The 12,267-nt window shown below is 38.6% G+C and carries 11 protein-coding genes and 2 pseudogenes; 5 read left to right on the plus strand and 8 right to left on the minus strand.

Annotated elements, in window-relative coordinates; translation table 11 throughout:
• Window positions 1-106 precede the first annotated feature (106 nt).
• The 5 genes and pseudogenes from HX13_RS05540 (at window position 107) to HX13_RS05560 (ending at window position 6,288) form a co-directional block, all read left to right on the plus strand.
• Window positions 107-2,233, plus strand: coding sequence for a type IA DNA topoisomerase (locus tag HX13_RS05540; RefSeq protein WP_050020242.1), 2,127 nt, complete (start codon window positions 107-109; stop codon window positions 2,231-2,233).
• A 323-nt stretch (window positions 2,234-2,556) separates the two neighbouring features.
• Window positions 2,557-2,979, plus strand: coding sequence for a PaaI family thioesterase (locus HX13_RS05545; protein WP_050020243.1), 423 nt, complete (start codon window positions 2,557-2,559; stop codon window positions 2,977-2,979).
• Window positions 2,980-3,088: 109 nt separating this feature from the next.
• Window positions 3,089-3,433: a phage holin family protein gene (locus HX13_RS05550; protein WP_050020244.1), complete on the plus strand. Its 345-nt coding sequence runs from the start codon at window positions 3,089-3,091 to the stop codon at window positions 3,431-3,433.
• Between the two features lie 285 nt (window positions 3,434-3,718).
• Window positions 3,719-5,714: pseudogene (locus tag HX13_RS05555) on the plus strand (prolyl oligopeptidase family serine peptidase).
• A gap of 82 nt (window positions 5,715-5,796) precedes the next feature.
• Window positions 5,797-6,288 carry a DNA-deoxyinosine glycosylase gene (locus HX13_RS05560; RefSeq protein WP_050020245.1) on the plus strand — a complete coding sequence of 164 codons (492 nt, stop codon included), beginning with the start codon at window positions 5,797-5,799 and terminating at the stop codon, window positions 6,286-6,288.
• Window positions 6,289-6,500: 212 nt separating this feature from the next.
• On the opposite strand, the gene HX13_RS05565 is transcribed toward HX13_RS05560, so the two are convergent.
• The 8 genes and pseudogenes from HX13_RS05565 to HX13_RS05600 form a co-directional block, all read right to left on the minus strand.
• Window positions 6,501-7,532, minus strand: coding sequence for a phosphotransferase enzyme family protein (locus HX13_RS05565; protein ID WP_050020246.1), 1,032 nt, complete (start codon window positions 7,530-7,532; stop codon window positions 6,501-6,503).
• Window positions 7,523-8,431, minus strand: coding sequence for a sugar phosphate nucleotidyltransferase (locus HX13_RS05570; protein WP_050020248.1), 909 nt, complete (start codon window positions 8,429-8,431; stop codon window positions 7,523-7,525). The genes HX13_RS05565 and HX13_RS05570 overlap by 10 nt, the downstream gene beginning before the upstream one ends.
• Window positions 8,421-9,819 (minus strand): annotated as a pseudogene (locus tag HX13_RS05575) (Gfo/Idh/MocA family protein). The gene HX13_RS05570 and the pseudogene HX13_RS05575 overlap by 11 nt, the downstream one beginning before the upstream one ends.
• Window positions 9,820-9,967: 148 nt before the next feature.
• Entirely contained in the window at window positions 9,968-10,429 is a 462-nt protein-coding gene (locus tag HX13_RS05580; protein WP_050020249.1) for a hypothetical protein, read from the minus strand.
• Window positions 10,426-10,749, minus strand: a complete 324-nt coding sequence (locus HX13_RS05585) for a hypothetical protein (protein WP_050020251.1) — start codon at window positions 10,747-10,749, stop codon at window positions 10,426-10,428. The genes HX13_RS05580 and HX13_RS05585 overlap by 4 nt, the downstream gene beginning before the upstream one ends.
• Window positions 10,712-11,209 (minus strand): hypothetical protein, encoded by a 498-nt coding sequence (locus tag HX13_RS05590; RefSeq protein ID WP_050020252.1) that lies wholly within the window; start codon window positions 11,207-11,209, stop codon window positions 10,712-10,714. Before HX13_RS05590 ends, HX13_RS05585 begins: the two co-directional genes overlap by 38 nt.
• A complete protein-coding gene (locus HX13_RS05595) occupies window positions 11,199-11,453 on the minus strand; it encodes a hypothetical protein (protein ID WP_050020254.1) in 255 nt (84 codons plus the stop codon). Before HX13_RS05595 ends, HX13_RS05590 begins: the two co-directional genes overlap by 11 nt.
• Window positions 11,454-11,561: 108 nt before the next feature.
• A complete protein-coding gene (locus HX13_RS05600; RefSeq protein WP_050020255.1) occupies window positions 11,562-12,254 on the minus strand; it encodes an AIM24 family protein in 693 nt (230 codons plus the stop codon).
• Between the last annotated feature and the right edge of the window lie 13 nt (window positions 12,255-12,267).

The following is a 12,267-nucleotide window of genomic DNA, read 5'->3' on the forward strand; positions in this document are numbered from 1 at the left end:
TTTTTGTAATCTTCAGCTATCGGCTTTAGGAAAGTGAACTCTTAACTAAATTAGCTTAAGTCAAAAAAAATCCCGATTTTTGCACTCCTTCAATAAACCTGAGTTCATGAAATTATGTATTGCCGAAAAACCAAGTGTTGCCAGAGATATTGCCAAAGTATTAGGTGCTACTACACCTAAACAAGGCTATATGGAAGGAAACGGCTATTGTGTGACATGGACCTTCGGACATCTTTGTACCCTCAAAGAGCCTCATGATTACGGACCACAGTTCAAATCATGGAATTTGTTTTCACTGCCGATTATTCCTAGCAGTTTCGGAATAAAGCTGATTCCCAATAAAGGCGTTGAAAACCAGTTTAAGGTGATTGAAAAATTAGTTGAAAACTGTGACGAGGTTATCAATTGTGGGGATGCCGGGCAAGAGGGAGAATTGATTCAGCGTTGGGTATTGCAAAAGGCAAAGTGTAACAAACCAATACAGCGTTTATGGATTTCTTCCCTGACGGAAGAAGCTATCAAAGAAGGTTTTGCCAATCTGAAGCCTGCTGAAGATTATAAAAATCTTTATCTGGCCGGAAATGCCAGAGCCATAGGAGACTGGCTGCTGGGAATTAACGCAACCAGGCTTTTCACCAAAAAATTCGGGGGGAATAAGGCGGTGCTTTCCATCGGGAGAGTGCAGACTCCCACTTTAGCCATGCTGGTTCAGCGTCAGAAAGAAATAGATGCCTTTACCGTAGAAGAATACTGGGAACTGAAAACCAAATACCGGGATGTTATTTTTAATGCCGCTATTGATCGGTTAAAGACCCTGGAACGTGCAGAAAAAGGACTGGAATATCTTAAAGTAAATCCTTTTGAAATCGTTTCTTTTGAAATTAAAGAAGGAAAAGAAAAAAATCCGCGACTTTTTGACCTAACCGGGCTCCAGGTGGAAGCTAACAAAAAATACGGATATTCGGCGGAGAATACACTTAATTATATTCAGAGTCTCTACGAAAAGAAACATGTAACCTATCCACGTGTAGACACCACCTATCTATCCGAGAGCTTATATCCGAAAATAGAAGGAATTCTACAAAAAATGTACCCTTACCAGGATCTGATTGCTCCATTGCTGGAAGCTCCTATTCCAAAGTCTAAAGCTGTTTTTGACGATACAAAAGTAACCGATCACCATGCCATCATCCCTACAGAAGTTCCGCCGTCTCAAAACCTGAGCAGAGAAGAAAAACTGATTTATGATCTGATTGCCAAACGTTTCATTGCTGTTTTCTATCCGGAATGTAAAATCTCAAATACCCTGGTAGAAGGAAAGGTAGGGACTATTCCTTTTAAAACCAGCGGAAGGCAGGTCCTGGAGCCGGGATGGAGAGCTGTTTATGCAAAGGAACCCAAAGAAGAGTCTGCAGATAAGGAAAAGGAAAAAGAAGAAGAACAAACCATTCCTGAATTTGTAGTGGGAGAAACCGGTCCACACGACCCTATGATCCACCAGGGAAAAACATCACCTCCGAAACCTTACACTGAAGCAACCTTACTGAGGGCTATGGAAACGGCGGGAAAGCAGGTAGAAGATGAAGAACTGCGCGAATTACTGAAAAACAATGGGATCGGAAGACCATCCACCCGTGCCAATATTATTGAAACCCTTTTCAAAAGAAAATACATCGAAAAGAAAAGAAAAAACCTGTTTGCCACCCAAACCGGAATCCAGCTGATCGATACCATCGAAGACGAGCTTTTAAAAAGCCCGGAACTGACCGGTGAATGGGAATTAAAACTTCGTAAGATTGAAAAAGGCGAATATGAGGCCAATCTTTTTAAAGAAGAACTTATTCAGATGGTAACAGAACTTACTGAAAAAGTGGTGTATGGAAAAGGAAAAGTTATTACATTACAGGAAGAAGAGAAAGAACAGGTAAAGGAAAAGAAAAAAAGAGAACCTGCCCAGAAAAAAGAACTTCAACCCTGGGAAGAAACTCAATGTCCGAAATGTAAAACACACAATCTACTCAAAGGAAAAACAGCTGTCGGATGCTCCGATTTTAAGAATTGTGGTTTTAAAATCAATTTTGAAATCTTTGGAAAGAAACTTTCTGATAAACAGTTGATGGATCTCATTTTAAAAGGAAAAACTTCAAAACTGAAAGGCTTTAATGCACATCCCGACACATTGACAGAAGGAGTTCTGGTTCTGAGTGATGATTTCCTGATATCACTTTCTTAGTTTAATCAGACAATTTTAAAGCTTAAACATTTACGTTTTTTGTGGTTAATAAAAGCATAAACATCTTTGTTAATCTGGGACATCTGTGGTTAAAATTAAAACCACAAAAGTCACAAAAGTTTTAAACACTTAAGTTTTTAGAGTTAAAATGATAACGCTGAAAAAGTACACATAAGTTTTAAAAATCAAAGGTTTTTATAAAATCTGCTGTATCGTCATCCGAACCCAATACCAGGAAACTTTCCTGCATTAACTGACTTTCTTAATCTTTCATTTTTTCCTTGTTAAATCAATCTTTACCTTTACCTTCAAATTGAAGAAAAATGACCCCAGAAAAAAAGAAACTCATTACAGACAGCTTCCATCGGTCCGAAACATTAAAATTTTACAGGGCAGAATTACTGGAAGTGGAAACCGATTTCATTTCCATGAAAATTCCTAAAATGGAATTGATGACCAGAAAAGCCGGAATGTTTAATGGAGCTATGATTGCCTCCCTGGTGGATGTTTCCTCAGGATATGCCGCAGTAAGTCACTATGAAGAAGATTGTTATGTAGTGACGGTAGAATTAAAGGTTAATTATCTTCGTCCCGCGATGGGAGATGCACTGGTTTCAAAATCTTATGTGGTTAAAGGAGGAGCAAAAATTAGTGTGGTCAGAACAGAAATTTATGTTTTGGATGAAAAATCCGGGTCGGAAAGTCATTGTGCTACTTCTTTGGTGACGATGATGAAAATAAAATAATGAAAGAGCTGTAAATATTAACTGAACAGATAAATTAGTTAAAAATAATTTCTTGAAAATGGAATGGCTTTTGCTCCATATACCCCATCACTATTAAAAAATTAAAAAAATGAACTTACTTATCCGATTGTTTATTACGGCAATAGTTGCGTACCTTTTAACTAAAATTTTACCGGGAGTCCAATTTGAAAGCTTTTCTTCAGCTATTATTTTTGCGATTGTACTGGGAATCCTGAATATCTTTGTAAAACCGATTTTAAGTCTGTTTGGCCTTCCGCTTACTATTATTACAGTTTGGGCCTTTTGCCTGGTGATTAATGCAGCCATTATCCTGATTGCAGATTATTTTATAGATAGCATGGTGGTAAATGGTTTCTGGTGGGCACTTATTTTTAGTATACTTTTGTCAATTGTAACTTCTTTGGCCAATTCAATGTTTTCAGACGGAGATTAATTAACTCACATACACTTACAGAAGCCCGTTGGTAATATACCAGCGGGCTTTTTTTGTTGATAATTTTTAGAGGAAACCCGGATTCGGAGAGTACAATAAGAAAGCTTGTACGTTTATGAATTAACTTCACCTTCTTTATCCGATTTCTTCACCTTTCTTTCAACTTTAATGTTAATTCTTTCGGTAATTTTTATTTTAAACACTAACTTTGGCAATCTTTGAATTTAATAAAGGAATTATGAATCCGGAATGATTTATAATTCCGCTAAAAATGAATAGTAACATATGAAACTTAAGTACAGTCTGCTGGCTCTGGCAGCTCCGCTTTTAATGAATGCACAACAAGTAATGACGCCTGAAATTCTTTGGACTTTGAAAAAAGTAGGAGTACAGGCAGTTTCACCGGATCAGGCTTCTCTTATCTATAAAGTAGGACAGGTGGATCTGAAAACAGAAAAAACAAAAAACGAGAACTATTTCCTGAATGTTCTTAATCATCAATCCACGAAAATTGATTTTGGTAAAAAATCTCTCATCCAATGGGATAAAAATGGGATTTATGCTCAGGAAGGAGATAAAATTTATCTTTCCAGAGATACAGGAAAAACCTGGAACGATTTTTATACCATCGGGGAAGCTGATAATATCGTGATTTCTCCGGATGGAAAAAGAATTGCTTTCAGCAAACAGGTGCTGGTAGAAAAACTAATGGGGAAAGATAAATATGCAGACACTCCAAAAACTACAGCCCAGGTCTATACTGATCTGAATCACAGACACTGGGATTACTTTAATGAAGGAAAATACAACCATATATTTGTTGTGAATACAGCAGATAAAGTAGAGGCTGCAAAAGATCTTCTCGAAGGTAAAACTTGGGATTCTCCTCAGAGACCTTTTGGTGGAACGGAAGATTTTATCTGGAGCCCGGATTCTTCACAGCTTTTATATGTTACAAAACCTAAAAGCGGAAAAGAGTATGCAATAAGTACCAACACGGATATTTTTGCTTACGACATGGCTTCAGGAACTACAAAAAACCTTACAGAATCAAATAAAGGTTACGATGTAAACCCTAAATTCAGCCCGGATGGAAAGTCTTTGGTTTGGCAAAGTATGGCCAGAGATGGTTATGAAGCGGATAAAAATGATATAAAAATCATGGATTGGAAGAGCGGAAAGACCACTAACCTTACAGCCGGCTGGGATGATAGTGTTTCCGGGGATGTTCTTTGGGGAGCCGATTCAAAAACAATTTATTTTACGGCAGCCTACAGAGGAACAAAGCAGCTTTTCTCCCTGGATTCAAAATCAGCAAAAGTACAACAGATTACAAAAGGGGATTTCGATGTTAACGAAATTTTCACCGATAATAAAACCTCACTCTTAGTAGGAAGAACAGATGTAAACCATGCTACGGAATTATTTTCTGTGAATCTTAAAAATGGGGAAATGAAACAGGTTACCGAAGTGAATAAAGATACCTATGCCAAGCTGGCGCAGGGAAAATCTGAACTTAAAATGGTAAAAACTTCGGACGGTAAAGAAATGGGAGTATGGTTCCATTATCCACCTAACTTTGATCCGAATAAAAAGTACCCGACTTTAGTTTACTGCCAGGGAGGCCCGCAATCTGCATTGACACAGTATTTCAGTACCAGATGGAATTTTGCTTTAATGACGGCAAACGGATATATCGTAGTAGCACCTAACAGAAGAGGAATGCCAGGCTGGGGGACAAAATGGAATGAAGATATTTCCAGAGATTGGGGAGGACAGCCGATGAGAGATTATCTTGCCGCTACAGATTACGCCAAGACCCTTCCTTACGTAGACGGAGACAGGGTAGCAGCTGTAGGAGCAAGCTATGGTGGGTACAGTGTGTTTATGTTAGCAGGGATCCACGAAAACAGATTCAAAAACGTTTATCGCACACGATGGATTGTTTGATATGAAATCATGGTATCTGACCACTGAAGAACTTTGGTTTGCAAACTGGGATATCGGTTCTCCGTGGGAAAAGCCTCAACCAAAAGCCTATACAGAGTTCAATCCGAGCAATTTTGTAGAAAAATGGAACAAACCGATTATGATTGTTCAGGGAGGAATTGATTTCCGTGTTCCTTATGAACAAGGGCAGGAGGCATTCCAGGCTGCCAAATTAAGAGGATTGAAATCTAAACTGGTCTATTTCCCGAACGAAAACCACTGGGTACTTCATCCGCAGAACGGGTTGGTATGGCAGAGAGAATTCTTCGATTGGCTGAAAGAAACATTATAAAAAACATCAATAGAGCGGGCTTTAGCCCGCTTTTTTATGGTAGAAATTCCATTGGCCTTAGCCAAAATACATATATTTGAATATGCAAAACCGTATTTTTTCATTTCCTCCCATTATCGACTCTCAATCTCAAATTCTGATCCTGGGTTCCATGCCGGGAGGCAAATCACTGGAAAAACAGCAATATTATGCACATCCCCAGAACACATTCTGGAGGATTATATTGACATTGGTAAACGAAGAATTTACGGAAGACTATGCCCAAAGAATTGAAACATTAAGAAAGCATCATATTGCCCTCTGGGATGTCATAGATTCCTGCGAAAGAAAAGGAAGCCTGGATTCTGAAATTAAAAATGAAGAGGCCAATCAGATTGCCGGCCTGCTGAAAGCACATCCGAATATCAAAGCGATTTTTTGTAACGGCGGAAAGTCTTATAAAAACCTGGTCAAATTGTTGGGAAAGGATAATGATTTACCTGTTTTTTTACTGCCGTCAACCAGTCCGGCTTATACCATTCCATTTGAAAAGAAATTAGAGGAATGGAAAAAGATTCTTGGTTTTCTAAAATAAAACTCTCCAGATTAGTGTCAAAGCTTTTTTATGATTAAATTTTAACCACAGATGACTCAGATTAACACAGATGTTTACGGATAATTTTTTATCGCTGATTATCCGGGTATAGCTGATTACAAAAAATCTTCGATTTTTAAACTTCTGTGCCCTTTCAACGCAATGCTTTTAACTTCAAAAACTGGGTGCTTCAAAAATCTTTTGTAGTTTTATTAAGTACCCAAATACTCCCTTAATCCTTTTAATAGCTCCAATTGATTTTTTGTTCTGTCCAGATTATGGTCCGGATGGGTGATAGAATAGTAGGTGCTTCCATTCAGGTAATCAGTTAAAAAACGAACTTCCTGGATATAAATGGCCACCTGAGCAGCATAATCAAGATGGGCAGATTCTTCCGGGGTTAATTTTTCTTTCAGATAAAATAGGAATCCTTCTTTTACAGCCTCATACATTTCAGGATTAAAATTGTTTTTGGCGCTTCCGTCATCTTCATGGGTAGTATTGGTATAGGACTGGATCATCGTTCCAAAATCATATAAAAGCGTAGAAATCATCATCGTATCCAGATCAATGACAGCTAACGGATTATGGTTCTGATCGAAGAGGATATTGCTGATTTTTACATCTGCATGAATGATTCTTTTGGGAATCTGATTGCTTTTCTCCATTTCTATCCATTGATCAGGTAAGGAAAGAAGCTGATTGGTAATCTCTATTTCAGCCTTTGCACTTTGTTTTAAATGAGGAGCCGCACTTTCCAGTGAGCTTTTATAATCCGCAATTCTTTTTTCAAAATTGAGAAAATCAGGAAGGGGAGCTTCTATAGCAGGCAGCTTTTCAGTATTTACAGTGGTAAGGAAGTAACTGAAGGTTTTAGCCGCCTCAAAAGCAGTCTGTAAAGAGGGAGCGGTAAGAAAGGTAATGCTGTTTTCTACAAAATTCAGCATGCGCCATGACTGATCATTGGCATCTTTTACCAGAAATTTATGGGAAAGAGAGGGAATTGGTTCTATAATCTGAAATTGATAATTATTTGACCTGAGAAGTTCATTAATTATTAAATGATTGTTGATCACAACTTCCGGCTGTTTAAAAACATTATGATTAATTTTTTGCAGGATAAATTTTCTTCTCCGGTCCTTATCTTCCAAAAGGTAAGTTGTATTGATCAGTCCATCTGTAATAGGAGAAAGACTGTAATTCTCTGTACCGATAAATTCAGCGACAATATCTTTTATTTCCATAAGTCTTCCGGATATCTGTTCTTTTGAATTTCTGTAATAAGGAAATTTTTAATCACTTTTTTATCATCAGCATACGTAACACCCATCCATTGGGAGGGGGAAGCTTTTACCAATACTTTTATTTTGTTTTCGTCTATCATTCTCTGTACGGCAGAAGGAATATAAAATTCCTGTTCAGGCATTGGAAGAGACTCTATGAAATCATAAAAATAGGCTTCCAGGGCACAGAAAATATTGGGGTGAAAAATAAAAAAATTCATAGATACTAAGGTCCCGGGATCTAATCTGATGTTCTTTCCATTTTCAGAATAAATGATCGAATCGTTGATTTTCTGGATGGAAGTTTGTTCCTCAACCTTGATCAGAAAGTTGTCAGAATCTAATGTACATATTCCTCTTGCTACAGCTCCATGTCCGCTCAGGGTTGTATTTACAGGATAAGCAATCATTCCAAACTGCGATTCTGAAATATGTTGGTGGTCAATTTCATGTGCTGCCAGCTGATAAGCTTCTTTACCATAAAAATCATCGGCATTGATCATGACAAAAGGCTCCTGTATTGCATACTTGGCACAAAGAACGGCATGAGCGGTTCCCCATGGTTTTTCACGTTCCAGGTAATCAAAGCCTTGTATCGGGATACTATTCATTTCCTGATAAATCCATTGCAATTCAAATTCTTTTTCTTTGGCTATACCGTTCAGCCGCTCAATATAGCTCTGGGGAATTAATGAATTGACAATAATGACTACTTTACCAAAGCCTGCTTCCAATGCATCAAAGATAGAATACTCCAGGATCGGGGATCCGTTGTCAAGTATTCCATCTATTTGTTTTAATCCTTTATACCGGCTTCCTAATCCGCCTGCCAATATGAGTAATGTTTTCTTAGAACTCATCGGTCATTCCAAATACAGGTTTACGGGTTTTCCATTTTCCATTGGTAAAATCAGGGATATCTACAACCTGTCCGCCTTTAGCAATAGATTCTTCACTCAGCGGGGTGATGGAATACCATAAAGCAAGGTCATACACATCCATAGGGAATTCTATATTTCGTTTGATGCATTCAATAAAAGTATTCATCACAAAGAAATCCATTCCTCCGTGTCCTGCTCCTGCTGCAGTATTTTCAAATTTTTTCCACATCGGATGATCATATTCTTTCATCCATTTTTCAGTATTCTCCCAGCGATGGGTATGGTTCATTGTTTTTTCAAAATAGATATGTCCCTGGTTGAAATCTCCCCAGCCGAAATCCTGCCATAATCCTTCAGTTCCCTGTACTCTGAATCCTAAATCATAAGGTCTCTGCAAGCTGGTATCATGTGTTAAAAGAATGGTTTCCCCGTTGGCACACGCAATCTGAGTGGTTACAATATCTCCCTGATTAAATTTCACTTTCGCATTCGGATGATTTTCTCCTCCTTTAGGATGTTCTACGATATATTTATGAAGCCCTACAGATTTTGAAGAGAAAGAAGACAGTCTCGTGAGACGGTTCCCACGGTTGATATCCATCATCATAGCAACCGGTCCCAGCCCATGAGTAGGATATAATTCTCCATTTCGTTTTACATAATGCTCCGTTCTCCATTTGGCTTCACTGAAACCTTTATCACCAAACTCTGCTCCTGAGTTATAAGGGGTGATTCCGTCATTGAAAAGTACTCCTCTCAGGTCATGCTGATAACCGCCTCTTCCATGGACTAGTTCTCCAAACATTCCTTTGCGCACCATGTTCAGGATTGCCATAATATCCCTGCGGTAGCAGACATTTTCCATCATGAAAATAGGAACTTTGGTTTCCTCGTATACTTTGACAAACTCCCAGCAGTCCTGCAGTTTTATAGCTCCCGAAACTTCCATTCCCACAATCTTTCTGGCGCGCATGGCTTCCACACCCTGAGGAAGATGCCATTCCCATGGAGTAGCAATGACCACAGCATCTATTGTTTTGAGTTTTAAAAGATTTCGATAATCATATTCACCGTTAGAAAATTCCTGGGCAGCCGGCTTACTGTTGTCTTTTAATATCTTTTGTGAAGCAGCCAGCATTCTTTTATCCGGATCTGCAAAAGCTACGATTTCCACATCACTGCGTTTGGCAAGCAACTTTACGTGTTCCTGTCCACGAAGTCCGACACCGATAAATCCTACCCGGACTTTTTTTATCAGTTTTAAAATCATTTGAATATGCGAATAATGAATTGGGTAAAACCAGAGCACCAAAACCTGCCAGGGCAGCAGTTTTAATAAAATTTCTACGGGAAGTATTATTGTCCATCTAATTTTTTTTCTAAATATATTAAAACTTTTGCAAACTGTGATGTAATGGGCGCTGAGAGTTCAATGTAAGGAGAGTAAATGAGTGATCCCACTTTCCGGTTGCTGATGATTACCGTATCGTATTGCCAAATAGGCATGCCCCTTGATTACTGATTAATCCATGCTCTTCTCAGAGCCAGCTGTTTCGGGTTGGGATTCGGTGACAGACTTATTTTTTCCTGGTTTTCGTCATAGGTAAAACCCACTTTGGCCAGATATTCCTTTAGAGGAACAGGCTGAGAACCTTCTATGAAGTCTTTGAAAAACGCCCGGATTTCAGGGAAGGTCATTTTTGTAATTTCGTCAAAAAGTTCATCATCGTTAAAATACTTGCCTTCGCCATATTTTTGCATCAGTTTCAGCATCAGGTCCTGGGTACCTGTTTTTCCCCCGGAAAGTTCCCGTAATCTGATATCCAGGCACAAACCCAGTAATGCTCCTTTCTGGTAAAAATTCATATATTGATCCTGTTTTTCCATTGCATTTTTACTGAGCTCTGTAAAAGATAATGTGTTATCAAATTCTTTCATATTACGGATCTTTTTCTTCAATACTTCTTTCAAAATCATCCAGGCTGATCATTTTTTTGTTTTATGGGCATATGAACCGTGGCATATTCAGTCATTCCTTCATAGAGCCACAAATGTCTGGACAGGGTAGGGTTCAGAAAATCATAATGTTGGATTTCTCCCGAATGGATGTTGAGAGGAGTAATGATATGGAAAAATTCATGTGATGCAACCCTGCGCAGGGCATCGGAAAGGAAATTCATGCTTCCGGAACGGTACAGGCAGACGGTGGATTTGGAATGTTCCAGCCCGTCTCCCAAATAACCCTCTTCCCGGGAAGCTTCATAGTAGATCAGAAATGCATATTTGTCTACCGGCAATTTTCCCCCCAGATAAGCCTGCTGATTTTTTTAAGATATTCTGGATTTCATCAGCTATCTTTTTTGAATAATGCCTTTCCTTTTTATTATAGAAAGACACCAGTACTTCGGTATTGCCTACTTTGAGCCAGGTGGTATCAGGGATACAATAGAGAACAGGAGAGTCTACCAATTGCCGATAATCCTTGGCCCAGACTCTGTCTGTAATTTCATTTATCTTTTGATAATCCAATGCAGAAGAGGCGTAGAGATCCTTATTTTTGATGATGTTGAGATGGTAGGGGTTTTCCTTTATTTCTTCAAAATAGCCTATCAGAGAATTATAATTGATGACGAAGACACTATCTTTTATAAACATACTGCCGGCAGATCTGGCTTCGTGCGTATCTTTTTCCAGAGAGTCCCAGCCGTCCGCCACCTGGTAAGATATTTTGTTGACGTTTTTCAGATCATGCACCATCCAGCTGTTTGTATCCAGGCGTTCTGTCTGTACTTTCTTGCCATTTTTTATCCGTGGCGACAAACTGGGAAATGTATTGTCCGAAATTCATCGCCTGGTAAAATCCGGGAATCAGCTTAGGGATGATAAACTTACCTTGTTTAAGATTGTTTTTAGGTGGAGTAAGAGAAACTGTAACTTTATCATCGGTCATATGAAGAAGGTCTATGGTATACTCATAATTTTTTTCCCGAAGATTGGGCAATCATTGTATTAGGGAATATAACGAGTACAAAAAGTAACTTTATAAAGTTATTCATTGGTTGTTATTTAGTTATTACGAAAATACAAAATTGCCCATAGTGAAGTTGCCTTATTTTTCTGTAAAATAAACTTCTTCATAAGGTTGGATGAGTACCCATCCGTTTCCTGAGAATTTCATCTGGAACTCTTCTCCGCTTCCTCTTCCGATAAGGCTTTTAAAAGATACATTGGTTTTAAGTTCAGGGCTGAGGTTTCCGGACCATGCCACCGTAGCATTGGGATCTGTAAATACAGGGGTGTCAGGAGTTACAAGCAATGTCAGGGGATCCCCGTGAGTGGTAATTGCAATATGTCCGGTTCCTGAAAGCTTTACCTGGAAGAGTCCTCCTGACATCATTCCTGCAATACTTTTCAGCATAGTAATGTCGCTTTTCACACTCTGTTCATGAGCCAGAACATCATTCCCGTTTACACATACAGACTCATTATTCAGATAAAGAATACGTACTTTCTTCCCTGAATCTGCCACATACAGTTTTCCTGTTCCCTCGGCCTTCATCAGTTTGGCACCTTCTCCGCTGATTGCTTTTTTCAAAAGATTCCCTATACCGCCTGCCAGCATGCCCTGTCTTTCAAAATTGATATTACCTACATAACTTACCATACTTCCTCTTTTGGTCCATACGGCCTGGTTGTTCAGGTTAATTTCTAAAAGATGCTTGGTTTCCAGTTCAAAATAATCTCTCTGCTGTGGATTCTCTTTTGTCTCATTGATAAATGCTTCTATTGAATACTTGCTCATAATTATATTTTTT

It is taken from the genome of Chryseobacterium sp. P1-3, from assembly GCF_000738495.1.
GTDB classification, from domain to species: domain Bacteria; phylum Bacteroidota; class Bacteroidia; order Flavobacteriales; family Weeksellaceae; genus Chryseobacterium; species Chryseobacterium gallinarum.

Excerpts from the sequence above, each read along its gene's own strand:
- HX13_RS05600 (WP_050020255.1), bottom strand. The coding sequence starts at position 12,254 with ATGAGCAAGTATTCAATAGAAGCATTTATCAATGAGACAAAAGAGAAT.
- HX13_RS05560 (WP_050020245.1), top strand. The coding sequence starts at position 5,797 with ATGCAAAACCGTATTTTTTCATTTCCTCCCATTATCGACTCTCAATCT.
- HX13_RS05590 (WP_050020252.1), bottom strand. The coding sequence starts at position 11,209 with ATGGTGCATGATCTGAAAAACGTCAACAAAATATCTTACCAGGTGGCG.
- HX13_RS05540 (WP_050020242.1), top strand. The coding sequence starts at position 107 with ATGAAATTATGTATTGCCGAAAAACCAAGTGTTGCCAGAGATATTGCC.
- HX13_RS05570 (WP_050020248.1), bottom strand. The coding sequence starts at position 8,431 with ATGAGTTCTAAGAAAACATTACTCATATTGGCAGGCGGATTAGGAAGC.
- HX13_RS05545 (WP_050020243.1), top strand. The coding sequence starts at position 2,557 with ATGACCCCAGAAAAAAAGAAACTCATTACAGACAGCTTCCATCGGTCC.
- HX13_RS05565 (WP_050020246.1), bottom strand. The coding sequence starts at position 7,532 with ATGGAAATAAAAGATATTGTCGCTGAATTTATCGGTACAGAGAATTAC.
- HX13_RS05550 (WP_050020244.1), top strand. The coding sequence starts at position 3,089 with ATGAACTTACTTATCCGATTGTTTATTACGGCAATAGTTGCGTACCTT.
- HX13_RS05580 (WP_050020249.1), bottom strand. The coding sequence starts at position 10,429 with ATGATTTTGAAAGAAGTATTGAAGAAAAAGATCCGTAATATGAAAGAA.